This is a genomic window from Microbacterium sp. GXS0129, assembly GCF_044769785.1.
GTDB lineage: Bacteria > Actinomycetota > Actinomycetes > Actinomycetales > Microbacteriaceae > Microbacterium > Microbacterium nymphoidis.
This window is the reverse complement of sequence record NZ_JBIZVZ010000006.1, coordinates 150,733-176,543: the sequence shown is the minus strand read 5'-3', so window position 1 is coordinate 176,543 and position 25,811 is coordinate 150,733. Positions and strand designations below refer to the sequence as shown.

The window sequence follows — 25,811 nt, the reverse complement described above, 5'->3', positions numbered from 1 at the left end:
CGTAGTGTGCCGGAGGCGGATTTCCTGAGTCCGCCTCGGTCCGCTGGGGAGCCGACCGAACCGACCTGGGGAAGGTTCGCTTACGTGATACGTCTGTCTTCATATGCCCGAAATCCACGAGTCCGCACTCGTTGCGCACGGAGGGGAACTCTGCGGCGAGCCATTGCGGCTGTGGCCGGAGCACTGCTGGTCGGTGCTCTTGCCGCGCCTCCGGCGTTCGCCGGCGAAGCGCCTCTCGCGGGCGCCGTCATTGCGCCCGGTGGCGCCGATCGGGTCACTGCACACGGCACGGCCCGTGCTTCCGGCGCGATGGGCTCCCGTGCGAGCACGGCTGGTGAAGCAGCCGCCGCACCCGCCCTGCCCACCACGGTGACGGCGGATCCGCTGCCGACCGTGCAGATCAACGGTGTCGTCTGGAAGCAGCTGATCGTCGGCGACTGGGTCTACGTGGCCGGGCAGTTCACGAGCGCGCGTCCGGCCGGTGCTCCGGCGGGCACCGATGAAGTGCCGCGACAGAATCTGCTGCGGTACCGCTTGAGCACCGGTGAACTGGACCGTGACTTCGCCATCCCGGTGAACGGGGCGGTGTACGCGCTCGCGCTTTCGCCGGATGGGCGCACCATCTATCTCGGCGGTAGCTTCACGCAGATCGGGACAGAGACGCGATACCGCATCGCGGGCCTGGATGCGGCCACCAACGCCATCGTCCCGCTGAGTGTGGGGGCGAACGCCAGCGTGTACGGGCTCGCGGCCACGGAGGACACGCTGTACGTCATCGGAGGGTTCAGCACGCTCAACAACCAGCCGCGGGCACGGGTGGGCGCGGTGAGCACTCTCACCGGAAAGCTCCTGCCGTTTCAGGCGACGCTCACCGGCGCCGGGATCGGCCGCAGCGTGATCGTGTCGCCGGACCGATCGAAGATCGTCGTGGCAGGCAGCTTCGAAGCTGCCAACGGCTCGACCACGCCGGGTCGTGGCATCGCTGCGCTGGATGCGAAGACCGGCGCCACTCTGCCGTGGGCGATGAACTCCGTCATCCGCAATGCGGGATCGGCGACCGGCTTCATGGGGCTGACATCCGACACCACCAGTGTCTACGGCAGTGGCTACTCCTACGAGGGCGGCGGCCTGGAGGGAACATTCCGTGCCTCCTGGAGCGATGGCACCCTGATCGCGATGGAAGACTGCCACGGCGATGTGTACGACGTCACTCTCTTCGGCGGTCTGCTCTATGACGCAGCGCACACGCATGCCTGCGAGACCATCGAGGGCGGGTTCCCCGACGAGAAGCCGGAGTTCCACAACCACGGCCTGGCGTTCCTGATGGAGCCGAACGGACGGGTCCTGGCAGACAACAAGGTTCCGAATTACGCGAATTTCGGCGGGCAGCCGGCGGCGTCGCTGCTGCACTGGTACCCGATCTTCAAGCCGGGTACGTTCACCGGGCAGAGTCAGGCCACCTGGACGGTCGCCTCGGCAGGGGACTACGTCGTCTATGGCGGTGAGTTCCTGACGGTGCAGGGCGTGCCGCAGCAGGGACTGGTGCGGTTCGCGACAAGCGCCGTCGCGCCAGAGAAGCAGGGACCGGTGCTCACCGGTGGCGGGTTCGCCGTTCATGCCGCGAGCACGAAGAGTGGCGAGGTGCTGCTCACGTGGACGAGCAACCACGACCCGGATGACGCTGTGCTCTCGTACACGGTGGAGCGACGCGGTGCGACAAGCCCGGTGTTCACCACGTCGTCGACGTCAACGCGCTGGGATCGACCCACGCTCACGTATCGGGACATGGCTCTGGAGCCAGGATCCACCCAGGAGTATCGGGTGGTGGTCACCGATCCGCATGGCAACAGCACCGCCACGGATTGGACCCGCATCGTGGTGAGCAAGGGCGATACGGCGGAGCTGAACGTCATCGCCGCCGACGCCTTCGGGCGCAGTGAGACCTCCGGATGGGGCAACGCCGCCGTCGGCGGGCGGTGGCTGACCAGCGGTGGCGCCGCCGCGTTCAGCGTCTCGGACGGGCGGGGGCGCATCGAGCTGTCGCCCGGACAGACCCGCGGCGCGCTTCTCGACGGTATCGCCACCACCGACAGCATCAGCACCGTGCGCGTCTCGGTGGATCGAGCCTCGGCCGGCGGAGTCGTCAGTGGCATGGTGCTGGGTCGTGTCGTGGGCTCAGCGGTGTATTCCGCGCGCGTGCGGTTCGAGCCGGGCGGCACGGTTCGTCTCTATCTCCTGCAGGGCGAGACGCCGCTGGGTGGCAAGAGCATCGTGCTGTCGGGATATCGGCCGGGTGACGATGTGAAGGTCGCGCTGAGCGTTCGAGGCACATCGCCCACGCAACTGGGCGCGAAGATGTGGTTTGCCAGCGCGGGGGAGCCCGCCAACTGGCAGATCGCCGCGACCGACGCCACAGCTGCGCTGCAGTCTCCCGGTCCGGTGGGCCTGGGTGGATCGTCGAGCTCGTTGTCCACGGTTCCGGTGACCGGCCTCAGCTTCGACGACTATGAGGTGACCGATGGACGTGCGGCCGTGGTCGAAGGTGAGAACCACCCGCCGCGGGCGGAGTTCTCGGTCACCACGGATGGCCTGGCCGCATCCTTCGACGCGTCCGCGTCGAAGGATGAGGAGGGGCCGATCGCGAACTACACGTGGGACTTCGGCGACGGAACCCGGGGGACCGGGGCGCTTGCGCAGACGACGTACACCGCGCCGGGCCAGTACACGGTGAAGCTCACCGTGACGGATTCAGCGGGCGCCACGGAGACTCGCACGCGGACTGTTGTGGTCACTGCGCCTCCCACCGGCGAGAAACTGGCTGAAGACGCGTTCGCTCGCACAGCGACTGATGCCTGGTCAACGGCGGACATCGGCGGGTCCTGGCAGCTGACGGGCGGGGATTCCGCGTTCAGCGTCGCTCCGGGAGCAGCCAGTATGCTGCTTCAGCCATCCTGGACGCGTGCCGCGATGCTGCCTGCTGTGGGCAGCGATGCAGTGTCCGTGTCGACCTCGTTCCGCGCGGACACGGTACCCACCGGTTCGGGTGCAGTTGCTCTCACCGTCGTGGGACGCCAGACGCCGACCGGCGCCTATCAGGCACGAGTTCGCCTGGAAACCGACGGCACCGTGCGTCTGTACATCCTGCGCGATGAAGCTGCACTCGGTGGCGCGAGCGCCGTGCTAGCCGGCGGATATCGTCCGGGCGACCTGGTTCACGTGCGTGTCCAGGTGTCGGGCACCAGTCCCACGACAATCGCGGCGCGGATGTGGCGGGATGGTGCTCCGGAACCGGCCACGTGGCAGCTGACCGCCACCGATCGTACGGATGGATTCCAACAGCCGGGCAGCATCGGGGTGCGCGGCACGATGTCGTCGGCCTCTACGACGTCGCGCATCCGAATGACCGTCACCGAGTTCCAAGCGATCGCCGTGCTGCCCTAGGAAGCACCTCCGGTTCGTCGCGTACGGGGTGGTGAAGTATCGCCACACCACCCGCCTCGTCCAAGCCGCGAGCTCGAGCAGAATGCTCGAGCTCGCGGCCTTTGTGCGGGCTCGGCGCGCACCCGCTGAACGGAAGAGCGCCGGAGTCACTCCCTGCGGGCCATGTCCGGCGCATCGGGGCCTTCCCCCACTCGAGATCAGAGGCGTCGCCTCGTACCGCTTCGCCCCATCCGTTTGGTACCCCGGGAGCCGGCGCTTCGGAGGTCCACGGGCCGATGCGCGGCGGTGTGATGACGGGGCGGGTTGTCCGGGAACTCACTCCGAAGCCTTAACGCCGCGGCGACGAGGGCGGGGCGAGGGCCGCGAGATGCCCAGCGTTTAGCGCGCTGATGCGGGTGACCATTCGTCCGGAGCGCAGGGGCCGGGTGTTCGCGCGCCAGTTGGGGGCGGCAGATGACCGGAGCCGAATGAGGCGGGGACCAGGCGTCCACAGGCGAAACGGTCGGGGACGCCCGGGGCTCGGTGCCTCTCGGTTGCCGACGCCCGTCGTTTCGGAGTGCGCGTCTTGGTGTCGCGGGCGCCTGACCTCGCGCGAGTCCCTGTGGCCCGCGCCTCGCACCCCGCCGGTGGCCCACGCGTCGCGCGCGGTGCCCGATGGCTCGTGTCCCGGCGTCCGATGAGCGGTGTTCCGGCGTCCGATGAGCGGTAACCAGACGCAGGAATGCCCGTGTCCTGATGCTGATGCCCAGTGCGTACCCGCGGCCCACGGCCAGGTGAGTCGTGAGTGGCCGGTGTCCCGGAAGTGCGGGTGCCACGCGTGCAATGGGCCACCGCCTCAACGGTGCGGGGCCAGTACGTCGTCGTGCTTCAGCGCCGAGGGCTCGGAATACGGGACAGGGAAGGCGACACGGTACGAGAGCGGGGGAGGCGGGCACGCTCGCTGTTCGACAGCAGTGCGCAGGCCAGCAACAGGGCAAGAGTGTTGTAGCTCGTGAGGAGGGGGCTGAAGAACATGTCCCACGTTCCCAGCGCGAGCAGCAGCGCGACCAGAGCCGATGCTCGTCGCAGCGACACCCGCACTGCTGCGGCGTGCACTGCGACGGCCAGCAGCAGGAGGGCGAAGAGTGCACCGGGAAGGCCGAAGCGGATCCAGAGGTCGCCGAGCACGGAGTGGACCTCGAAGTGGCCGCCGAAGAGGTACCGGTCGACGTAGCCGTTGTCGGGGTCGTAGTGCAGTGCCTCCATGCCGTTCTTCGCGATGATCACGTCCATCGCGTTCGGCAGCGTGCCGCTGCCGTAGCCGAGGGGCTGCGCGCCGAGCAGTGCGGTTGCCGCTCCGAGCTCCGGCCGGCCACCGGTGATCAGCGAACCGCTCGCATCCAGCTGCGCCTGCGTCCGCTGCTGTGCTGCGGAGCCGAGCACCCCTTCCACCAGAAGGGTCTGGATCACGAGGAACAGGGTGACCCCGAGCAGGGCCAGCCCGCCGAGGGTGAGCCACAGACGGGATCGGAACTCACGGAGAGGCATGAGTTGCAGCAGCACCAGAGCAGCGGCGATGACCGCGAAAGAGGAGAAGGAGCGAGAGTCTGCGACGACCGAAACGACGGCCACGACTGCCAGCACGACGAGCTCGCCCCACCGGCTGCGGCGCATGGCCAGTGCCAGGGCGAGGAATGCGACGGGGAAGGACAGCGAGAACTTCCACAGATTCGTCGTGTTGCCCCCGGTGATCGCCACGTTCACCAGGGCCCCGATGGCGAATGCGACCACCAGCTGAGAAGTGCCCAGCTGGGTGCGCGCCCAGATCAGCAGGCCGATGCCGCACAGCATCGACAGCAGTGTGAGCGATTCTCGCGCCAGCAGCGACTGATCGACCGTGCGGCCGTCCGCGAAAGCGAGCGACAGCACGGCGCCGCTGATCACGGCCAGGGCGCCGAGGGTCATCAACGACCGCACCCACCGGAATGTCCGCAGCGCCGGCCACCACACCGGAAGGAGCAGAACCGCGGCGATCAGCGGCAGCGTGATCCCGGGGCCGAAGGAGTAACGCATCCCGACGAGGGCGGCCGCGACCGTGGCGAGCGCCCGACTGGCCGGAGTGCGCAGAGGGGGTGTGGCGTTCATGGTCATCATCGGTCATCACCGTTCGCGGTCGTGGGCAGCAGGCGGTCCCGATGACGGCGGATCGAGATCGCATACGGCACGATCTGACACACCAGCACGGCCGCCGCGTTGGCCAGCGGAGGGCCGGCGGCCCCGAGGGCCGGCGCGAGCAGCAGGGCCCCGACCAGGCTCAGTCCGGCCATCAGGAGTGTCGGCAGCACTTGGAAGCGGATGCCGGCCGGGTCCATCAGAAACATGCCGAGCGGGTACAGCACCGCTTGACAGGTGGCCATCGCACCGAACGCCAGGATTGTGGCGAGGCTCACCTCGAACACCCCGTGGGTCGCGAACCCGAAGAGCCACGGCCCGATCAACGCCACGCACAGCGACGCCACCGCGGCCCCGGCGCCGAACGCGGCGGCGAGCAAGCCCGGACCCCGGCGCAGCTCACCTCTCGCGCGGGCGCGCGCCCAGAGCGGCCACAGCGCAACGCCAGCCGCGGAGATGAGACCGATGAGCGCGAAGAAGACCTGAGCGGCCGCGTTGTACTCGGCCAGCCGGGTCACGGAATCGTGCTGGGCCACGGCATATCGCTGCGCCGCCATGGCGAGAGGCGGTGAGACCAGTTGCGCCAGCATCGGCCAGCCGATGTGCATGACCCGCGCACCGGGATGGCGGCGCGGACGAGGCACACGTCGCAGTGCCGAACCCACCAGCGGTCGCAGCGTGAGCGTCGTGACCGTCAGCCCGACCGCGCCGGCGGTGAGGGCGGCGACGAACGATCCCACGGCGAGGAAAGCGGCGTCACCGTGCAACTGCGTCCAGCCCCACACCAGAAGGAGCGTGAGGGGCGAGACGAGTCCCTGCACCAGGATCACGATGTGATTGCGCCGTGCACCGAGTAGGAGCCGGGTCCAGACACCCAGCGGCACGGTGGCCGCATAGAGGGCACAGCACAGGAGTGCGGCATCCTCGGCTCCCGGCACGGCCCCGGCTGAGCCCAGGAGGACGCGCCAGCCGCCCGTCGCTCGCATCACGATCCCGGCGATCAGGACCGCAGCGGCGAAGGCGCAGAGGATGCGCTCGACTGAGGTCAGCTGATCGCGGACATGGGCGTCTCGTCGCGGATCATCGCTCGCCGCCACCGAACCCACCAGTGCCGCCCCCGCACCCAGATCGCTGAACGTCAGCAGTGAGGGCAGCGCGGTGAGAGCGCCGAACAGTGCGTACGAGGCCTCTCCCGCACCGCCCGTGATCACACGTACGGTGAGGATGCCGCACACGAACGCGACGAGCGTGGTGGCGGCCTTGGCGAGGACGGAGGCGAGTGCGTTCACAGGCGTCGGCGCATCCAGCCGAGAAGTCGGTGCGCCCGCGGAGCCGGCTGCTCGTCGTCGCCGTAGTAGACGCTGCTGACCGCGGTGCGCGAGTCGTTGAGCACGATGCCCAGCGCACGCCGTTCACCGACGGCGAGCGCTCGCAGCGAGCGCTGCAGGTTGGCCCGCGGGGTGCGCTCCGACCGGACGATGAGGATCGTGCCGTCCACGATCGGCAGCAGCCACTTGGCATCGCTCACTGCGATCACCGGGGCGGTGTCGACGATGACGTAGTCATAGGACGCGCGCGCTTCTGCGAGCACCGCCCGCAACTGGTCGGTGGCGAGCACCTGGCCCGGATTCGGTGGCAGCAGTCCGCTGGTCAGCACCCGCAGGCCGGGTACCGCCCAGCTCTGGGCCGCGCTGTCGAGCGTGGCCTCGCCCAGCAGCACGGACGTGAGGCCCACCGCCGACTCGAGCTGAGTGAACTCCGCCGCCGACGGCCGGCGAAGGTCGGCCTCCAGATACAGCACACGGTGGTTCATCTCGGCCAGGGTCAGCGCCAGGGCGAGGCTCACCGAACTCTTCCCCTCGGCGGAGTCGGCGGAGGTGATCATGAGCACGCGGTGCTGATGCTGCAGGTCCAGGAAGCGCAGGGAAGCGGTCACCTGACGCATCGCCTCGGCCAGAGCACCGTCAGGCGTGGCGCGGATGGTGCCCGCGAGGGTGCGGCCGTCCGCGACATGGCCGATCTCGCCCAGCACGGGGGTCTCGGTCAGCGTCTCGATGTCCGCGCGTGTGGCCAGGCGAGCGTTGAACCGCCGGTCGGCCACTGCGGCCAGCAGACCGAGCGCCAGCCCCAGGAGCATTCCGCCGCCGATGAAGACACCCGGGTCGGGCGCGAACGCCGCCGCGGGCAGCGTGGCAGGCGCGATCGTGTCCACCCGCACGGCGGCATCCTCACCGGAGACCCGTGGCGATGCGTCCTCCACAGCCACACTGAGCTCGGCTGCCACGGCATCGGCGATGCGCTGAGCGGCCTGCGGATCCTCATCCACCGCCTGCAGGTCGATCACGACCGTGCCGAGACGAGCGGAGGCCGATACACGGGCGGCGAGCTCCCTCGGAGTGGTGTCGAGCCCGAGCTCGGTGATCACCGGATCCAGCACCGCCGGTGACGAGGCGAGAACGGTATAGGTCTGCACCAGGCTCTGCACGTAGGTGGCGCCCTGGGCGAGCTCGCTGGTGGTGTCGCCACGATCGGCGATCACCATGACCGAGGCCTGGGAGCGGTATTGGTCGGGCAGGAACTGCGCGGTGGTGAATCCCACCGCGCCGCCGAGCACGATGAGGAGCAGGATGACGATCGCATGGCTGCGAATCGCAGCGGCGTAGTCGTGTAGGGTCATGCCTCGGGTTCTCCGATCGACTGGGATGAACGATCCAGGTGGGACCGTGGGGGAAGGGACGGGGTATGGGAAACCGCATACTCTTCGTGTGTCATGCGAACGAGTGCCGCTCGCCCGTGATGGCCGGCACGATGATCGCCGCGCTGGAGGGCGCTGGGCGCCAGGACGAGTGGCGCGTGAGCAGCGGCGGCACGGACTCGCGCGGTGGCCCGCTGTGCCCGGTGGCGATCGACGTGCTCGCAGACGCCATGGACGCCGCGCTCCTCGCCGACTACCGCGACCACTTCGTCTCGACGGCCATCGCTGAGCGCACCCTGGAGCGCGCCGACCTCGTCCTCACGGCGACGCGGGAGGAGCGGGCGGCGATAGCGCTGCGGGCACCCGCAGCTCGATCGCGCACGTTCACCCTTCGAGAGGCCATCGGCCTCATGGCGGGAGATGGGGAGAGCGCGGTCGACCTCGCAGCCTATGCGGATATCCTTCATGAGCGGCGCGGTCTCACCGGCGCTGCATCTCACCGCCGATTTCTGGCCCTCAGGAAGAGCAACGATCCGAATGACATCCCGGACGTCCACCATGCCGCCCTTCGCGCGCACCGCGCGGGACTGCAGGAGGTGCGGGAAGCCTCGCGCGTCCTGGCTTCGGGCATCCTCGCGGCCATCGGAGAGTGACGCGTGAGTGAAGAGCGATCGGCTGCGCCCGTCCTGAGCATCGTCGTGCCGACCTTCAACGAGGCCGGAAACGTCGCTCAGCTGGTGGCCCGGGTGACCACGGCGATGCGCGGCACCGCGGTGGAAGTCATCTTCGTCGACGACTCCACCGACGACACCCCACAGCGCGTCAGGGACGTCGCAGGCACCGCGTCCATTCCGGTGCGTCTGATCCATCGCGAGCACCCCCGCGGCGGCCTCGGCGGAGCCGTGCTGGAAGGCATCGCCGCCGCGCACTCCGACCTCTGCGTCGTCATGGACGGCGACCTGCAGCACCCGCCGGAGACCATCGCGGCGCTCCTCGCGAAACAGCAGGAGGGGGACTACGACGTGGTCGTGGCATCGCGCTACACCGGCGATGGAACCGCAGCCGGGCTGTCGGATCGCATGCGTGTGTTCGTATCCCGCATGTCCACGCTCGTGACCAAGGCGATGTTCCCGATCCGGCTGCACACCGTGAGCGACCCGATGACCGGGTTCTTCCTGCTGGATCGCACCCGAATCGACGTGGAGCGTCTGAAGCCCCGCGGCTTCAAGATCCTGCTGGAGATCCTGGCGCGTCAGAACCTGAACGTGGCCGAGGTGCCCTTCAGCTTCGCCGGCCGCCACGCCGGCGAGTCGAAGGCCTCGCTGAAGCAGGGCTTCCGGTTCCTCACCCAGCTCGCGTATCTGCGCTTCGGCCGGATGAGCGCGTTCGCGGTCATCGGCGGGATCGGTGCGCTCGCGAACCTCGCGATCATGGCGGGCCTGCAGGCCATCGGCATGGGCTACGTGTGGGCGGCGATCATCGCGGCCATTCTCACGATCATCGGCAACTTCGTGCTGATCGAGCGGTTCGTCTTCCGCGACATGCGCGCGGATGCCTCGACGGTGTGGGCGCGGCTGTTCAAGTCCTTCACCTTCAACGCCATCGAGGCCGTGGTGCGGATCTTCGTGATCTGGCTGGCCGTGCAGACGTGGCATCTCGCCCCGGTACTCGTCGCCGCCGTCACCCTCGTGATCGCCTTCGTGGTGCGCTACGTGTTCCATGCTCTGGTGGTCTACGCGCCGCGCACGGGCGCGGACGTGGCGGCGCGCGAGCGTAGCGAGGTCTGACCCCGCCTCAGGCATCGACGCGTTCCGGCGCCTGGCGACGCAGCAGCTTCGCGAGCGGATGGATCGTGTGTCCCGCGGCCAGGTCGTGGGCGAGCGCCTCGTAGCCGTCGGCGACGTCGTCCCAGCGGAAGGCGGTGCGGGCACGATGCTGCCCGGTGCCGGCGGCGTCACGGACGCGGTCGGGGTGAGCCTCGGCGTCCGCAAGGGCGGAAATGACTCCGTCGGCGTCCGGGAAGAACCACCCCGTGCCGTTCAGCGTCTCGCGGTTGAAGCCGACGTCGTACGCGATCACCGCCGTGCCCGCGCCCATAGCCCGGAGCAGGGAGGGATTGGTGCCGCCCACGGAGTGGCCGTGCAGGTAGGTGTACGCGTGGCGGTAGAGATCGTCCAGCTGCCCCTGGTCGTACACCCCGCCGAGGAGGCGGATGCGCGGGTCGTCGTCGGCGATGCGGCGGATCTCGGCGGTGTAGGCGGCGCCGTAGGGGGCGGATCCCACGACGACCAGCGGCAGACGTGCGTCGGAGCGGCGGTACCCGTCGACGATCTCCCGGACGTGGTTCTCCGGTTCGAACCGGGCGACGACGAGATGGAATCCCCCGGGCCGGAGGTCGTACTTCTCCAGCGCCGGCGACGCTGACGTCGTGGGCTCGAGGATCGGCGCGCCGTAACGCAGCAGCCGGGTGGGGACGCCGAACTCCTCGGTGTAGTAGTCGGCGATGCCGGGCGCATCCGCGATCAGCGCATCCGCTGTGCGGACGCCCCGGCCCTCGGCCCATCGGTAGTAGTCGCGTCCGCGTCCGCTCCACTTCGCCCGCCGCCACTCCAAACCGTCCATGTGCAGCGCCGTCGGTATCCCGCGCATCCGCAGCAGGGGCAGGAATGGTGCGTTGGCGGCGTTGAAGACGAATGCCGCATCGGGGCGGCGCACCATCGCGTGCAGCGTGGACAGCGCGGTGTGACTCAGGGTCTCCGCCTGTTTCACCGGCAGCGCAGGCAGATGCACGAGACGCATGCCGTGGTAGCGCGTCGCCCGGTGGCGTGACCCACGGCAGTACACGGTGACCGCGTGCCCTCTCTCGGACAGACGTACGCCGATCTCCTCGACGGCCGTCTCGAATCCGCCATAGGCGGCGGGAACCCCGCGCGTGCCGATCATCGCGATGGACAGCGGTGCGGTCATCAGTACGCTCCTCGCGCGAAGAACATCACGCGAACGGTTCGCCACATGATGATGAGATCGGACAGCAGAGACCAGTTCTCCACGTAACGAAGATCGAGGCGCACGCTCTCGTCCCACGACAGGTCGCTGCGCCCGGAGATCTGCCAGAGGCCGGTGATCCCCGGCTTGATGTACAGCCGCCGCGACACGACTCCGGAATAGGTGAGGACCTCTTCGGGAAGTGGCGGGCGGGGGCCCACCGCGCTCATGTCGCCACGCAGCACGTTCCAGAACTGCGGCAGCTCGTCCAGCGAGAGCCGGCGCAGAACCCGGCCGACACGTGTGACGCGGGGGTCCTCCCGCATCTTGAAGAGCGGCCCGGCGCCATCGTTGGCGTGCGCGAGGGCGGCAGCCTCTGCATGGGCGCCCACACGCATGGTGCGGAACTTGACCATGCGGAACGACTTGCCGTCGCGGCCGATCCGCTCCTGACGGTAGAAGAGCGGCCCGGGCGAATCCAGCGGGATGAGGATCGCCAGTGGAATCATGACGAGGGCCACGGCCACGAGCCCCACCAGAGCGACGACGATGTCGAGCGCGCGCTTGAGGACGAACTGGCCGCCGTCGAACGTGGGGATGCGCACCTGGATGAGGGGCAGGCCGTCCACCGGACGCAGCGAGATGCGCGGCCCGGCGACATCGGCCAGCCTGCTGCCGAGGATGAGTTCGGCCGCGGTGCCCTCCAGCTCCCACGAGAGGCGCTTGACGTAGTAGGGGTCAGCGTCGTCGTGACTGACCACGATGATGGTGTCGGCGGCGAGCTCGGCGGCCGTGCGTGCGGCGGTTCGCGGGCAGCCGACCACCGGATACGGGCGACCGTCCACCACCAGCGGCGTCTGGCGGCTGATGCCGGGGCGATCGCCGGTGAGCACGGCACCGACCACGAGGTGGGCGCGTTGCCCATCGCGGTGCAGGGCCTCGATGACGTATTCGACGTCACGGGCGTCACCCACGACCAGCGTGCGTGAGACGTAGTGGCCGAACAGCCGCTCGTGCAGGAGCCAGCGCCGCCAGCCCCACCGGCCGACCAGGAGGAGCAGAAGGCCGAGCGGAAGGGACACGAGCAGCTGCAGCCGCAGTCCGTCCGCCTGCACCACGACGAACGTCGCGGCGAGGGCACCGAAGGCGAGCCCGGTGGCGCCGAGCACGCGGGTGTACTCCGAGCGACCGCTGCCGAAGACGGCCGCCTCCCGTGAACGGAACAGCGTGAGCGTGACAAGCCAGCAGATCGCCACGAGGAGCGGGAGAGCGAAAGCCCCGGTCAGGAGCTGCGCCGTCTCGACGGGTGCGCGCGCCGGAATCGGGAAGAACAGCACGGCCCGCGGCGCGATGGTCGCGACGAGCACGACCAGGACGTCGGTCCAGCGGAGCCGGCGGCGGTACCGCCGTTCCCAGCGGCGACGGATGTCGAGGGCCGTACCTCGGTCCGCCGCTGGCGCGCGACGGTCCGCGGGCTCGGGCGCGCTCGGGGGCTGCCGGCGCGGATGAGTGCTCTGCTGAGCCGTCCGCCCGTCCACGGTCTGCGCATCACCCGACGAAGACGCCGCTCCGGTGTGCGACCGGACGGGGGCTGCGGGCTCCGCTGTCAGACGGTGGACAGCGGTCAGGTGCGACGGTCTACCGCCGAATCTGCTCACCGGCTCGCCGGTCTCCGCGGTCGCATCGCTGCTGCGCGCGCCGCGCGGGACGGTGTCCTCGTCGACGGAGTCGGCGCTCTCCGGCCACCGATCTCGGGCCCATGGCCCTGCGTCGAGGTGTCCTCGGCGCGCGTCGAGTCGGTGTCCAGTTCCGCGCTCCAGCGCGGTCATCGTTGCATCCCCTGCACGTTCGTGTCCCCAAATCACACCGTGCCCGCCCCAGCGGGTCACACGTCATCCCCATGACGTGTCCCGCGTTCGCTTCGAACAGCTCCGGTTGTTACGCGCGCGGTGGTAGGACTCTACGCAGAATCTCCGCGGTGATGCGGCGCCTGTCCACAGGGGTGATCAGACGGCATCTGCCAGATGGGCCACCAGGCGGTCGCGGGCGCGCTGGAGGTGATCGCGCAGCACGGCTGCGGCCCTGTCCGCGTCGCCGTCGGAGATGGAGCGGAGGATCTGCTCGTGCTCGCGGGCGATGTCTCCCACGGTGTGCAGGGCGGCGCTCTGGGTGCGGGTCATGCACAGGCGGACCTCATCGGCCAGCATCCGATAGACGCGGGAGGTGCGGGGGCTGCCCACCGCGTCGACGAGGGCCGCGTGGAATCGCATGTCGGCATCCACGATGGAGAGCGGGTCCGCGTCGGCCAGGCCGGTGAGCTGGGCGTTGGCCGCTTCGCCGTCGGACGTGTCGGCGCGGCGCCGTGCCAGTTCCCGCACGACCTCGGCCTCGATCCGCTCCCGGGTGGAGTAAATGTCGGCGGCGTCGGCGGGGCCGAGTTCGGTGACCCGCGCGCTCTTGTGCGCACCGCGGGTGAGCAGCCCCGCCGCGACCAGGGCCTCGATGGCTGCGCGCACCGTGGGGCGGGCGACACCGTAGTGCGCCGCCGTGTCGACTTCCCCCAGCGGGTGCCCGGATGCGAGATCGCCGGAGAGGATCCGGGTGCGCAGGTCGGCGGTGACGGCGTCGACGACCGACACCACGCCCAGATCCGCTGCTGACACGTCTGCTCCTCCCGGTGGAGACTGAGTGTACCGACTGCGTATGATCGTCTGCACAGCATACTTGTCTGACAATCTTGGAGGATCGATGTCCGGACATCGGGTTCCCGAAGCTCCCGCGGGAGTTCCCGCCGGGATCGTGGCCGCCATCGCCGAGGCGGATCGGATCCGCACACGCGCCATCGATCGCTACGCCTACGCGAGTGACGCATCGCATTACCTCTTCGTCCCGGATGCCGTGGTGATCGCGAAGGACGCCCAGGAGGTGGCGGCAGTCCTGCGCGGGTCGGCCGGTGCCGCACACGTCACGTTCCGCTCGGGTGGCACCAGCCTCTCGGGACAGGCCTCCGGGGGTGGCATCCTCGTCGACACCCGACGCGAGTTCCGCCGCATCGAGGTGCTCGACGGCGGTCGCCGGGTACGGGTGCAGCCCGGTGCCACGCTGCGGTCGGTGAACGCCAGGCTGAACCGCCACGGCTACCGCCTCGGCCCCGATCCCGCGAGCGAGGTGGCCTGCACCATCGGCGGTGTGGTGGCCAACAACTCCAGCGGCATGGCCTGCGGCACCGAGGAGAACTCGTACCGCACCGTCGAATCCCTGGTGCTGGTGCTTCCCAGCGGCACCATCGTCGACACCGGCGCCCCCGATGCGGATGAGCTGCTGCGCTCGCGCGAGCCGGAACTGGTGGCGGGGCTGGAACGGCTGCGTGATCGGGTGCGGTCGAACCCGGCGTCCGTGGCGCTGATTCGTCGTCAGTTCGCCCTGAAGAACACCATGGGCTACGGCATCAACGCTTTCCTGGACTTCGACTCACCGGCCGAACTGCTCGCGCACCTCGTCATCGGCTCCGAAGGCACGCTGGCCTTCGTCGCGGAGGCCACGTTCCGCACGGTGCCGATCCGGCGCGAGATGGCCACCACCCTCGCCGTCTTCCGTGATCTGGACGAGGCGACGCGCTCGCTGCCCGATCTCGTCGCGACGGGTGCGGCCACCCTCGAGCTGATGGACGCCACATCGCTGCGCGTCGGACAGAAGCTGCCCGGTGTGCCCGAGGCCATTCTCGGCTTCGACGTGGATGCGCAGGCTGCCCTGCTGGTCGAGTACCACGCCGACTCGGCGGAGGAGCTCGCGCTCGGGACCGCGGCGGGTGAGCGCGTGCTGGCAGGATTCGATCTGCGCGATCGCGCGGTCTTCTCCAGCGATGCCGCTCGTCGCGCCGCTGCCTGGAAGTTCCGCAAGGGCCTGTATGCCTCTGTGGCGGGCGCGCGTGCCCCCGGAACCACGGCGTTGCTGGAGGACGTGGTGGTTCCCGTCGAACGCCTCGCCGCCACGTGTGAATCGCTGCAGGAGCTGTTCGCCCGCTACGAGTACGACGACAGCGTCATCTTCGGGCATGCGAAGGACGGGAACATCCACTTCATGCTCACCGACCGCTTCGGGGACGCGGCCAGCGAGAAGCGCTATCTCGGCTTCACCGAGGACATGGTACAGGTGATCCTCGATGCCGAGGGGAACCTCAAGGCGGAGCACGGCACCGGGCGGGTGATGGCGCCGTTCGTCCGCCGGCAGTACGGGGACGAGCTCTATGACGTGATGGTGCAGCTTAAGCGCCTCTGCGATCCGCGTGGGGTGCTCAACCCCGGGGTGATCATCACGGAGGACGAGGTCCACCTCGCGGACGTGAAGCCGGCACCGTCGATCGAGGCGGAAGCCGATCGTTGCGTGGAGTGCGGCTACTGCGAACCGGTCTGCCCGTCCCGGGACCTCACCCTCACTCCCCGCCAGCGCATCGTCGTTCGTCGTGCGATGGCCGTGGCGGAGGAGGCGGGCGATCATGCGCTGGTGGCGGAGCTGGAGAAGGACTACGACTACTCCGGCGTGCAGACCTGTGCCGTCGATGGGATGTGCCAGACCAACTGCCCCGTGCTGATCAACACCGGCGCGCTGGTGAAGCGCCTCCGGCGCGAAGAGGCCAACCCCGTGCTCGCCGCGGGATGGAAGGCCGCAGCCGCGGGGTGGGGACCGATGACGACGGTCGCCTCCGCCGCGCTGACCGTTGCCGACGCCATGCCGGTGGGACTCGTCGCCGGAGTGACGAAGATCGGTCGCGCTGTGCTGGGCGCAGACGTCATGCCCGAGTACTCGGCCGACCTTCCCGGTGGCGGGGCATCACGCGCGAAGGTCCGCGGGATCCGCGGGCGGGGCGAGGTGCGCGCGGTGTACCTGCCCGCCTGCGTGAACGAGATGTTCGGCCCGGACGGCGACGGGCCGGGGGCCACGAGCGCCCTGCTCACGCTGCTCGATCGCGCCGGCGTGGCGGTGGTCGTCCCCGACGGGATCGGCTCGATGTGCTGCGGCACACCGTGGTCGTCCAAGGGCTACCAGGCCGGGCACGACCTCATGGCGGACCGCGTCCTCGCGGCCGTGCGTGAGGCGACCCGCGGCGGCGAGCTTCCGATCATCACCGATGCGTCCAGCTGCACCGAGGGCTTCCATCGGATGCTCGACGGACAGGGCTTCCGGCTGGAGGATGCGACCACCTTCGTCGCGCGCGAGGTGCTGCCCAAGCTCGCCGTGACCGATCGGATCCACTCGCTCACGCTGCACCCCACGTGCTCCTCGGTGCAGCTGGGGATCGATCCCGACGTGCGAGTGATCGCCGACGCTGTCGCCGACGTCGTGAACGTCCCCGCATCGTGGAACTGCTGCGGTTTCGCGGGCGACCGCGGCATGCTGCACCCCGAGCTCACCGCGTCGGCCACGGCGGCGGAGGCCGCGGAGGTGGCGGAGCTCGATGCCACCGCACACGCGTCCTGCAACCGCACCTGCGAGCTCGGCATGGCGCGCGCGACGGGTCGTCCCTACTCCCACATCCTGGAGCTGCTCGTCGCCGCCACCGCGTGAACCCAGCTTCATAGCGCGTGAATCGCTCGAATCCGGCCGGAATGGGAGCCATTCGCGCACGATGAACCCGGGACGTGGAACGGCCGCGGACACCCCCCAGGGGTCCGCGGCCGTTCTCCTCTCAGCGGGAGCGTTCGGGCTGGCTCAGCTCGCCGGAGGCATGAGGACCGAGTCGATGAGATACACGGTCGCGTTGGCGGTGTGCACGCCACCGCAGATCACCTTGGCGTCGCCCACCATGAGGTTGTCGCCGCTGCCGGTGACGGTGAGGTCGGCGCCCTGCACGGTCTTGTGCGTTCCCACGATCTTCGACGGGTCGATCTGGCCGGGAACCACGTGATAGGTGAGGATCGACGTCAGCGTTGCCGAGTCGGTCTTCAGGCCGTCGATCGTGGCGGCGGGGATCTTCGCGAACGCGTCATCGACGGGGGCGAACACGGTGAACTCGCTGCCGTTCAGCGTGTCGACCAGGTTGACGTCCGGGTTGAGCTTTCCGCTGACCGCCGCGACCAGCGTGGTGAGGAGCGGGTTGTTGGACGCTGCGACGGCGACCGGGTCCTGCGACATGCCCTGGATCGATCCGGCGCCGTCCGGGACTGCGCTCGCGTAGTCGGCGCAGCCGGGGCCGATCAGATCCGCCGCCGGGTCCATCGTCATCGCCGGGGCGCTTGTCTCCGCCTTCGTGGGCATGGACGATGCGGCCGGTGCGCTCGCCTCTGCCGTGCTCGACGATTCTCCGGAGCCCGCCCCCGTCGTGCAGCCTGACAGGACGAGCACCGCCGCGAAACCGAGCGATGCGGCTGCGGCGAACTTCTTCTTGGTGCTGAACATCATCAACCTCCGTGTGTTTCGTCGCGGCATTCCCGCGGCGTCGAGGGTTCTTCGGAGTGCGTCGGAGATCGGATGGGAAGAATCTGAAATTTCTTTCGGACCAATCCGAATCGCCCCGAAATCCGAACCACTCGAGACGAAAGGCGAAGCCATGGATCTGATCATCATCGGCCTGCTGGGCGGCCTCATCACGGGGATCTCGCCCTGCATCCTCCCCGTGCTCCCCGTCATCTTCCTGACGGGTGGCGCGCAATCCGCGGGGTTCGAGACGGAAGACGGGGTGATTCCCGCGCGCCGCTCCCGGCCCTATCTGGTGATCGCGGGGCTCGTCCTCAGCTTCAGCCTGGTCACGCTGCTCGGCTCACTTGTGCTGGGGCTGCTCAATCTGCCGCAGGATGTGATCCGCTGGGCGGGTATCGCGGTGCTCCTGATCCTCGGGATCGGACTCATCGTGCCACGCTTCGAGCAGCTCATCGAGAAGCCGTTCCAGTGGGTGCCGCGACGCAACGTGGAGAACCGCGGCAGCGGGTTCGGCGTAGGTCTCGCGCTGGGCGCGGTGTTCGTGCCCTGTGCCGGCCCGGTGCTCGCGGCGATCATCGTGGCGGGCGCCACCGGGCGGATCGGTCTGGACACCGTGCTGCTTACCGTGTCCTTCGCCATTGGTGTGGCGGTGCCGCTGCTGGTGTTCGCTCTCGCCGGCCGCGGGGTGGTCCAGCGCATCCGCGCCTTCCGCACGCGGGAGCGTGGACTGCGCATCACGGCGGGTATCGCGATGATCGCGCTGGCCGTCGGCCTCGTCTTCAATCTGCCGCAGTACCTTCAGCAACTGCTCCCCGACTACACCGCCGGTGTGCAGCAGGGCCTGCTGGATTCGCCGCAGGGAGAATCGCTCGGGCTGGGCGGGCTGGTCACCGATGAGAACCGCGAACTCGACAACTGCGCGAACGACGCGACGGAATTGCAGAGCTGCGGCACGGCGCCGCAGATCCGCGGGATCGAGTAGTGGCTCAACACCCCGGACGGGGAAGCGGTGAATCTGGAGAGCCTCCGAGGCAAGGTGGTGCTGATCGACTTCTGGGCCTACTCGTGCATCAACTGCCAGCGCTCGATCCCGCACGTGGTCGCCTGGGATCAGACATACGCCGACGCGGGGCTGCAGGTGATCGGCGTGCACTCTCCCGAGTACGCCTTCGAGAAGAGCCCGGCCAACGTCGCCGCCGGCGCTCGCTCGTTCGGGATCGACTACCCGGTGGCGCTCGATAACTCCCTCTCCACCTGGACGGCGTATCGCAACCGGTACTGGCCGGCGCACTACCTGATCGATGCGCAGGGCGTCGTGCGCCACATCTCGTTCGGGGAGGGGAACTACGCCACCACGGAGAAGCTGATCCGTGAACTGCTCACCGACGCGAATCCCGACGTGCAGCTGCCCGCGGCGACGGATGTTGCCGACGTCACACCGGAGCTCGGCTCCACCACCCGGGAGACGTTCCTCGGGGCGACGAAGGCGGTCAACTTCGGCGGAGGCGCGACCTATCGGGCCGGCGTGGAGTCGTTCTCCTTCCCCGCTGATCAGGCGGCGGACACCTTCGCCCTCGCCGGAGACTGGGAGGTGCAGACGCAGTACGCCACACCGGCTTCCGATGATGCACAGGTGCGTCTGAACTACCACGCCCGTGAGGTCCGGGTCGTGCTGGCCGGATCGGGAGCGATCACCGTGACCGATCAGTCGGGCGCCGCACAGACGATCGACGTCAGCGGCACGCCGCGATCATACGAGCTGTTGTCGGGAGGGTCGGGGGATGCGGGCCAGTTCACCCTGACGGTTCCGGCCGGAGTGCAGGTCTACTCCTTCACCTTCGGGTGATGGCGTGACCGGAAAGTGACGTGGATTGTGCACAATCGGCAGGAGGTGGGGCATGCTGGACCTGATGGTGATCGACGACGTGGAGCATGCCGAGCAGGACGGCGGCGACGATCCGTCGTCGGCGCTCCTGGTGCACATCGCCGCCGGGGACCAGGCAGCGTTCGCCCAGCTGTACGACATGCTCTCCGCTCGGGTGTTCGGCCTCGTCCTGCGTGTGCTGGTGAACCGCTCGCAGAGCGAAGAGGTACTGCAGGAGGTGTTCCTGGAGGTCTGGCAGAGCGCCGCGCGGTTTTCGCCGGACCGGGGCCGCGGGCGCACCTGGGTGCTGACCATCGCGCATCGTCGTGCGGTGGACCGGGTGCGAGCGTCCCAGGCCAGCGAGGACCGGGACGCACGCGTCGGATTCCGCGACCTGGATGTGGCCCACGACAGCGTGTCGGAGCAGGCCGAGATGTCGATCATCGGGGAGCGGGTTGTGCAGACCTTGGCCGCCCTCCCCGAAGCGCAGCGTGAGACCCTCGTGCTGGCGTACTACGGCGGATACTCGCAGAGCGAGATCGCCACGATCACGGGAACGCCGTTGGGGACGGTGAAGACCCGGATGAGAGATGGACTCACGCGTCTTCGGGCGCACTGGGGGGTGAACGCATGAACGAGTCGGAGTTTGCTGAACTGTCCGCCGGACACAGCCTCGGCTCGCTGAGCGAGGCCGATGAGCGTCGCTACCAGGAGGCACTGGCGGAGCATCCGCAGTGGCGCGAGATCGCGGATGCGGACGCGGAGACCGCGACGCTGCTGTCGGACGGCGTAGCGGATGTGGCTCCGCCGCCGGCGGCGCGGGACGCGCTGCTGGCGCTGATCGCGAAGACACCCCAGAACGGACCCGAGGCGGGACATCCGCGCCTCGCGGCAGAACTCCCCGACCGTGCACCGGCGTCGGGGAGCGGCGCGACTGACATCCCGGCGCGCGGTGCCGATGCGTCCCTGTCTGATGTCGTCGCGTCCGAGGCGATGCCCGCGTCGGAGCGGACGAGGTCAGAACCCGCCGCGGCTGCGGACATCGGACCGGGGGCGTCGGCAGGCGCCGGCACTGTGCGACCGAAGCCGCGCCGCCGGGCGTTCTTCGCGCTCGCGGCCTGCCTGGCGATCCTCGTGGGTCTGGGGGTGAGCGCCTCGATGATCGTTCCGCAGCTCCTGCGTCCAGCAGCCGTCGTCGCTCTCGATCGGATCGAAAGCGCCCCCGACGCGCAGGAGCGGACCGTCTCGCTCGAGACGGGTGGCACGGCGACCGCCCACTGGTCGGCATCGATCGGCGAGGCCGTGCTGGTGGCGGACGGGCTGGACCGGCTCGACGAGGACCGTGCCTACGAACTGTGGTTCGTTCGCGCGGACGGAGCCGTGTCGGCAGGAGTTTTCGATGCCGCCGACGGACAGACAACGGCCCAGCTGGAGGGCGCCATGAAGCCCGGCGACGCGATCGCCGTGACGATCGAGCAGTCGGGCGGTTCGCCCACTGGCGCGCCGACGAGCGATCCCATCATCGTCATCCCGACGGCCTGATCCGCGGGGCCTCGCCCCGGCGGGTCATGCGTGGTTGCATGGAGGGATGAGACAGCCCGTCCCCGTCGATCTCGCCACCTGGCCGCGCCGCGAGCACTTCGAGCACTACTGGCGCCTGTCGCCGTGCAGCTACGCGATGACCGTGGAGCTTGACGTCACGGCTTTCGCCGAGGCGCTCGCCCGCTCGCAGCGCAAGACCTATCTCGCGCAGGTCTGGGCCATTGCGAATGTGGTGAACCGCCACGACGAATTCCGCATGACGATCACCGACGACGGGATGCCGGCGATCTGGCCGGTCTCCGATCCGGCGTTCACCGTGTTCAACGCCACCCGGGAGACGTTCGCCTGTGTTCCCGTGGCGTACGACGCCGACTTCGGATCGTTCCACGACGCCGCGGCGCCGCTGTTGCGGGAGGCCGCGGGCGCGGAGGCGTTCTTCCCGCTCGGCGCTCCGGCGGCGAACTCGTTCGACGTGTCGAGCCTGCCGTGGGCATCCTTCACGGGATTCACCCTGCAGATCGAGGGCGGTCTGCGCCACCTCGCGCCCATCTTCACGCTCGGCCGGTACGTGGAGCGCGAGGGCCGGACACTGCTCCCCCTCGCGATACAGATCCACCACGCCGCGGCCGACGGCTTTCACACCTCGCGCCTGGTGAACGAGCTGCAGGAACTGCTGTCGGATCCCGCCTGGATCGGCGCCTGAGTCCACCTGGTGCGGCTTACGTCCGTGGAGACAATCGCCGTGGTGCGGTGACTCTCGCCCGCAGAGGGAAGTCGCGCGGGAAATTCCGAGGCGCGGGAGCCGCGGGTCAGTGGGCGAACGCAGCCGCGACCGCGGGATTGGTGATCGCACCGGCGTGGGTGTTCAGGCCCGCTGCGAGTGCGGCATCGGCGGCGAATGCCTGCTCCCATCCCTTGTCGGCCAACGCCACGAGGTAGGGGAGCGTGGCGTTGGTCAGGGCGCGGGTGGAGGTCTCCGGAACCGCACCGGGCATATTGGCGACGCAGTAGTAGACCGTGTCGTGGACCGCGAAGGTCGGGTCGTCGTGAGTCGTCGGGTGCGATCCCTCGAAGCAACCGCCCTGGTCGATCGCGATGTCGACGAGCACCGCGCCCTTCTTCATCGTGCTCACCATCTCGTCCGTGACGAGCTTGGGGGCGGAAGCGCCCGGGATCAGCACGGAGCCGATGACGAGATCGGCGCGGCTCACCTGATCGGCGATCTCCCAGCGGTTGGACACACGCGTCTCGATGCGCCCGTCGAAGCGGCGCTCCAGGTCGCGCAGTCGCGGCAGGGAGATGTCGATCACCGTGACGTCGGCGCCCATGCCGAGCGCGGTGGCCGCGGCGTGCTCGCCGGCGACGCCGCCGCCGATCACGACGACCTTGGCGTTCGGGGTGCCGGCGATCCCGCCCACGAGCATGCCGCGCCCGCCCGAGGTGCGCATCAGCGTGTGGGAGCCCACGACGATCGACAAACGACCGGCCACCTCGCTCATCGGTGAGAGGAGTGGGAGCGTGCGATCAGGGAGCTGCACCGTCTCGTAGGCGATCGCCGTGGTCCCGGCGGCGAGCAGTGCCTCGGTGAGGGGGCGATCGGCGGCGAGGTGGAGGTAGGTGAAGAGCACCTGGTCGCGCAGGAAGCCGTACTCGGAAGCGACCGGCTCCTTCACCTTGACGACGAGATCGGCACCCCAGGCGTCAGCCGCGGCGGGAACGATGCGGGCACCGGCTGCGACATACATGTCGTCCGTGATGCTCGAGCCGACGCCGGCGCCGGCCTGCACCAGCACCTCGTGTCCGCGGTGGACCAGAGCATCGACGCCGGCCGGGGTGATGGCTACGCGATTCTCGTTGTTCTTGACCTCGGCGGGGATTCCCACACGCATGTTGGCCTCCATTGGCTGACGGTGTCGCGCTGTTTGCGCGTGCTTCGAGGATCGCAGAACATTCGTCCCGATGGGAGATACCCTGAAGGATCATCGGAGCGAATTCGGTGAAGAGGGGTACGATTCGGAAAATGGCACCGCCTCCGAGTTCCGAACCGAATCCTGTTCGATCCTCCGAAGTCCGCACCGTCGACCTGGATGAGACGGATCGGCGCATCGTCCAGCTGCTCTCCCGCGATGGTCGCATGACGAACGCGGAGCTCGCCGCGGCCATCGGCGTCGCGGCGTCCACCGCGCACGCGCGCACCCGTGCCCTGCTCGAGCGGGGTGTGATCACGGGGTTCCACGCCGGTGTGGATCAGGCCGTTCTCGGTCGCGGGCTCCAGGCGATCATCGGGGTGACCCTGCGCGGAGGTTCGCGTCAGGAGTCGATCGAGGCGTTCGCCGATGCGATCCGCGGACTGCCGCAGGTGATCCAGCTGTTCTTCCTGGGTGGCGCGGACGACTTCCTCATCCATATCGCGGTGCCGGACTCGTCGGCGGTTCGCGCCTTCGTGGTGGAGCATCTGTCCGCACAGCCGAGCGTGGCCTCGACGCGGACGAGCCTCATCTTCGACTATCACCGCAACGCGGTCGCGGCTCCGTTTCGGTGATGCGCGCGCTCCCGGGGCTTTCGTTGCGCGCACCTTGCTCGTATTCGGCTCGCTTTGCCGCCATGTGCGCGCAACGAAACCGAGATATCGCCCCCGCGATTGTAAGCGAATTGCGGGCAATCAAACAGTGTGGGGGGTGTCGCCGGCAGAGGCGGCGCGTCGCCACACGGTCACCTGACCCTGCGTGTGCGCGGCGAAGCCCGCCTCGCTCAGATATCGGCGAGCGCGCGCGGACAGGGGGCGCATGTCATCGCGGGCGTCGTCCAGCACGGAGGCCGACGTCCGAAGCCCCCACGTTCCCGACGTCGTCTCGACGTCGATCCCGGGGATGAACCGCCGTCGCACCGTGACGCTTCGGACGCGAGTGAGTGGAACGAGGATCTCGCCGCGCGGGTCGGTCCAGCGCAGCGATCCGGCACTGATCGACAGCACGCCCGCGCGCCGGAACGGTCGCGCGAGGACGATGACGAGCCCCGCCACCGCGAGGAACACCGCACCACCGAGGAGCAGGAGCGGTTGCGGGCCGATCACGCCGCCCCGCGCATCCGCGATGACGAACGCCACGACGGACGCCGCGAACCCGACACCGAGGGCGATGCCGAGAACGGTCTGCATGACCAACGCGCGGGCGCGTAACGCCGTGAGGGCGAGTTCCGCGCGCCCGTCACGCACTGTCCACGCGCTCGTCGCCATGGGACGAGTCTGGCACGGGGGCACAGCATGCCCGCCTCGCGTGGGCATCGAGGCGCGGCGCTGCGTGGCAGCCTCGCCGAGCGAGCACGAATCGGGGGCGGCGCTCACTCGGCATGGCATCGAATGGCGTGGCATGACGTGATCGCGCGGTGAGCGTCAGCGGGAAGACCCCGAGCGCGGATGGTCGAGGGCGATTGCTTGCAGCGCGCCGCTCGTGCCACGGCGCCACCTCGTGACGAAGGTCACGAGCATGGGGGTAGTCCGGCGATGCGGCGGTCCCACACGCCGGAGCCGGACCACGATGGAGCAATGGCGCAGATGCACGACGTGACCGCGAAGCTGCCCGGAGTCCTGCTCGCTGCGGCGATCGCAGGCGTAGCGACCGTGATCGGCGGCTTCGTCCCGCTGGTGGGCTCGGCCCTGCCCGCCATCGTCATCGGCGTCGTCATCGCCCTGGTACGCAGGCCCGGGGGTCCCTTCGCCGCAGGCCTGAAGTTCTCGAGCAAGATGGTGCTGCAGATCGCCGTGGTGCTGCTGGGAAGCCAGCTCTCGCTCGCGCAGGTGGCGACGGTCGGCGCGGAGTCCTTCCCCGTCATGATCTCCACGCTCATCGTGTGCCTGCTGGCCGCCTGGGCGCTCAGCCGCCTGCTGCGCGTGGAGTCGGATCTTGCGGTGCTCATCGGCGTGGGAACGGCGATCTGCGGCGCCTCGGCGATCGCCGCCGTGTCCCCCGTGATCAAGGCCCGAAACGCATCCATCGCCTATGCCGTCTCGACCATCTTCCTGTTCAACGTGCTGGCCGTGCTGCTCTTTCCGCCGCTGGGCCGGCTGCTGGGCTTCACGCAGCACGAGTTCGGGCTCTTCGCGGGTACGGCGGTGAACGATACGTCCTCGGTGGTGGCGACAGCGGGCATCTACGGCACCGCCGCGCTCGGTTTCGCCGTGGTGGTGAAGCTCGTGCGCACGCTGATGATCATCCCGATCAGCGTGGGGCTCGCGATCCGCACCGCTCGGCGCGAGGGGACCCCGGTGCGGTTCACGCCGCGCGGCATCGCTGCGCTGGTGCCCTGGTTCCTCATCGGATTCCTGATCGCATCGCTGGTGCGATCGGTGGGAGTGATCCCCGACGTCGCGCTCGCACCGATCAGCGCGGTGGCGATGTTCCTCATCGCGATGGCGATGGCGGCGATCGGCCTGTCGACGGACATCGCCGGCTTCCGCAGCGCGGGCCTTCGGCCCCTGGCGCTGGGCGGGCTGCTGTGGGTTGTCGTGACCGCTACGGCGGCGGCGGCGATCCTGTTGCTGCGCTGAGACTCCCGCACACAAGACCGAGGCCGGCTCGCGTGGTCTCCCACGCGGCCGGCCGTTCTCGCACCCCCCTGAGCGCCGCCGACCCTCGAAGCCCCCTGCATTCGATTCGCGGTGTTGCTCAGTGCGATGACTCAACGCTAACAAGCGTGTCGGGCTCGTCCGTGCCAGAT

Annotated in this window: 20 protein-coding genes and 1 pseudogene; 12 read left to right on the top strand and 9 right to left on the bottom strand. The window is 69.1% G+C overall.

Going from position 1 to position 25,811, the window contains the following annotated elements; all coding sequences use genetic code 11:
- The first annotated feature begins 171 nt into the window (after positions 1-171).
- Positions 172-3,441 carry a PKD domain-containing protein gene (locus ACIQJ5_RS16705; protein WP_402845468.1) on the top strand — a complete coding sequence of 1,090 codons (3,270 nt, stop codon included), beginning with the start codon at positions 172-174 and terminating at the stop codon, positions 3,439-3,441.
- An 867-nt stretch (positions 3,442-4,308) separates the two neighbouring features.
- On the opposite strand, the gene ACIQJ5_RS16700 is transcribed toward ACIQJ5_RS16705, so the two are convergent.
- The 3 genes from ACIQJ5_RS16700 to ACIQJ5_RS16690 are packed head-to-tail and all read right to left on the bottom strand — an operon-like array spanning position 4,309 to position 8,269.
- Entirely contained in the window at positions 4,309-5,565 is a 1,257-nt protein-coding gene (locus ACIQJ5_RS16700; RefSeq protein WP_402845466.1) for a hypothetical protein, read from the bottom strand.
- A 5-nt stretch (positions 5,566-5,570) separates the two neighbouring features.
- On the bottom strand, positions 5,571-6,881 hold the full coding sequence (locus ACIQJ5_RS16695; RefSeq protein ID WP_231092534.1) for a hypothetical protein: 1,311 nt from the start codon (positions 6,879-6,881) through the stop codon (positions 5,571-5,573).
- Positions 6,878-8,269 carry a polysaccharide biosynthesis tyrosine autokinase gene (locus tag ACIQJ5_RS16690; protein ID WP_231092532.1) on the bottom strand — a complete coding sequence of 464 codons (1,392 nt, stop codon included), beginning with the start codon at positions 8,267-8,269 and terminating at the stop codon, positions 6,878-6,880. The genes ACIQJ5_RS16695 and ACIQJ5_RS16690 overlap by 4 nt, the downstream gene beginning before the upstream one ends.
- Before the next feature lie 65 nt (positions 8,270-8,334).
- Here ACIQJ5_RS16690 and ACIQJ5_RS16685 point away from each other — a divergent pair, with 65 nt between their 5' ends.
- Together ACIQJ5_RS16685 and ACIQJ5_RS16680 are read left to right on the top strand one after the other, a co-directional pair.
- On the top strand, positions 8,335-8,940 hold the full coding sequence (locus ACIQJ5_RS16685) for a hypothetical protein (RefSeq protein WP_402845463.1): 606 nt from the start codon (positions 8,335-8,337) through the stop codon (positions 8,938-8,940).
- A 3-nt stretch (positions 8,941-8,943) separates the two neighbouring features.
- Positions 8,944-10,074, top strand: coding sequence for a glycosyltransferase family 2 protein (locus ACIQJ5_RS16680; protein ID WP_231092524.1), 1,131 nt, complete (start codon positions 8,944-8,946; stop codon positions 10,072-10,074).
- Between the two features lie 7 nt (positions 10,075-10,081).
- Here the strand turns inward: ACIQJ5_RS16680 and ACIQJ5_RS16675 are convergent, their stop codons facing one another.
- From ACIQJ5_RS16675 to ACIQJ5_RS16665, 3 genes are all read right to left on the bottom strand, one after another.
- Complete coding sequence (locus tag ACIQJ5_RS16675) at positions 10,082-11,254, bottom strand: DUF1972 domain-containing protein (RefSeq protein ID WP_231092523.1); 1,173 nt, start codon at positions 11,252-11,254, stop codon at positions 10,082-10,084.
- Positions 11,254-13,101: a sugar transferase gene (locus ACIQJ5_RS16670; protein ID WP_402845460.1), complete on the bottom strand. Its 1,848-nt coding sequence runs from the start codon at positions 13,099-13,101 to the stop codon at positions 11,254-11,256. Before ACIQJ5_RS16670 ends, ACIQJ5_RS16675 begins: the two co-directional genes overlap by 1 nt.
- 177 nt (positions 13,102-13,278) lie before the next feature.
- A complete protein-coding gene (locus tag ACIQJ5_RS16665; RefSeq protein ID WP_231092521.1) occupies positions 13,279-13,935 on the bottom strand; it encodes a GntR family transcriptional regulator in 657 nt (218 codons plus the stop codon).
- 85 nt (positions 13,936-14,020) lie between these two features.
- On the opposite strand from ACIQJ5_RS16665, the gene ACIQJ5_RS16660 reads away from it, so the two are divergent.
- Complete coding sequence (locus ACIQJ5_RS16660; protein WP_402845457.1) at positions 14,021-16,837, top strand: FAD-binding and (Fe-S)-binding domain-containing protein; 2,817 nt, start codon at positions 14,021-14,023, stop codon at positions 16,835-16,837.
- Between the two features lie 144 nt (positions 16,838-16,981).
- Here the strand turns inward: ACIQJ5_RS16660 and ACIQJ5_RS16655 are convergent, their stop codons facing one another.
- Positions 16,982-17,668 (bottom strand): fasciclin domain-containing protein, encoded by a 687-nt coding sequence (locus ACIQJ5_RS16655; RefSeq protein ID WP_231092574.1) that lies wholly within the window; start codon positions 17,666-17,668, stop codon positions 16,982-16,984.
- Positions 17,669-17,819: 151 nt separating this feature from the next.
- Between ACIQJ5_RS16655 and ACIQJ5_RS16650 the strand changes: the two genes are divergently transcribed.
- The 6 genes and pseudogenes from ACIQJ5_RS16650 to ACIQJ5_RS16625 all read left to right on the top strand — a co-directional run bounded on the left by ACIQJ5_RS16650 (position 17,820) and on the right by ACIQJ5_RS16625 (position 21,798).
- Entirely contained in the window at positions 17,820-18,671 is an 852-nt protein-coding gene (locus ACIQJ5_RS16650) for a cytochrome c biogenesis CcdA family protein (RefSeq protein WP_402845455.1), read from the top strand.
- Positions 18,672-18,692: 21 nt separating this feature from the next.
- Positions 18,693-19,022 (top strand): annotated as a pseudogene (locus ACIQJ5_RS16645) (redoxin domain-containing protein); the annotation flags it as partial.
- Positions 19,005-19,535 (top strand): hypothetical protein, encoded by a 531-nt coding sequence (locus ACIQJ5_RS16640; RefSeq protein WP_402845492.1) that lies wholly within the window; start codon positions 19,005-19,007, stop codon positions 19,533-19,535. The pseudogene ACIQJ5_RS16645 and the gene ACIQJ5_RS16640, both read left to right, overlap by 18 nt.
- Before the next feature lie 52 nt (positions 19,536-19,587).
- A complete protein-coding gene (gene sigK / locus ACIQJ5_RS16635; protein ID WP_402845453.1) occupies positions 19,588-20,187 on the top strand; it encodes an ECF RNA polymerase sigma factor SigK in 600 nt (199 codons plus the stop codon).
- Positions 20,184-21,095 carry an anti-sigma factor domain-containing protein gene (locus tag ACIQJ5_RS16630; RefSeq protein WP_402845451.1) on the top strand — a complete coding sequence of 304 codons (912 nt, stop codon included), beginning with the start codon at positions 20,184-20,186 and terminating at the stop codon, positions 21,093-21,095. The genes sigK and ACIQJ5_RS16630 overlap by 4 nt, the downstream gene beginning before the upstream one ends.
- 46 nt (positions 21,096-21,141) lie before the next feature.
- Entirely contained in the window at positions 21,142-21,798 is a 657-nt protein-coding gene (locus tag ACIQJ5_RS16625; protein WP_231092500.1) for a CatA-like O-acetyltransferase, read from the top strand.
- Between the two features lie 106 nt (positions 21,799-21,904).
- Here ACIQJ5_RS16625 and ald read toward each other — a convergent pair whose 3' ends face one another.
- Positions 21,905-22,984 (bottom strand): alanine dehydrogenase, encoded by a 1,080-nt coding sequence (gene ald, locus ACIQJ5_RS16620; protein ID WP_402845490.1) that lies wholly within the window; start codon positions 22,982-22,984, stop codon positions 21,905-21,907.
- A 131-nt stretch (positions 22,985-23,115) separates the two neighbouring features.
- On the opposite strand from ald, the gene ACIQJ5_RS16615 reads away from it, so the two are divergent.
- Complete coding sequence (locus tag ACIQJ5_RS16615; RefSeq protein ID WP_402845448.1) at positions 23,116-23,637, top strand: Lrp/AsnC family transcriptional regulator; 522 nt, start codon at positions 23,116-23,118, stop codon at positions 23,635-23,637.
- A gap of 120 nt (positions 23,638-23,757) precedes the next feature.
- On the opposite strand, the gene ACIQJ5_RS16610 is transcribed toward ACIQJ5_RS16615, so the two are convergent.
- Positions 23,758-24,330 carry a hypothetical protein gene (locus ACIQJ5_RS16610; protein ID WP_231092498.1) on the bottom strand — a complete coding sequence of 191 codons (573 nt, stop codon included), beginning with the start codon at positions 24,328-24,330 and terminating at the stop codon, positions 23,758-23,760.
- A 309-nt stretch (positions 24,331-24,639) separates the two neighbouring features.
- Here ACIQJ5_RS16610 and ACIQJ5_RS16605 point away from each other — a divergent pair, with 309 nt between their 5' ends.
- Positions 24,640-25,641: a YeiH family protein gene (locus tag ACIQJ5_RS16605; protein ID WP_402845446.1), complete on the top strand. Its 1,002-nt coding sequence runs from the start codon at positions 24,640-24,642 to the stop codon at positions 25,639-25,641.
- The last annotated feature ends 170 nt before the right edge of the window (positions 25,642-25,811 follow it).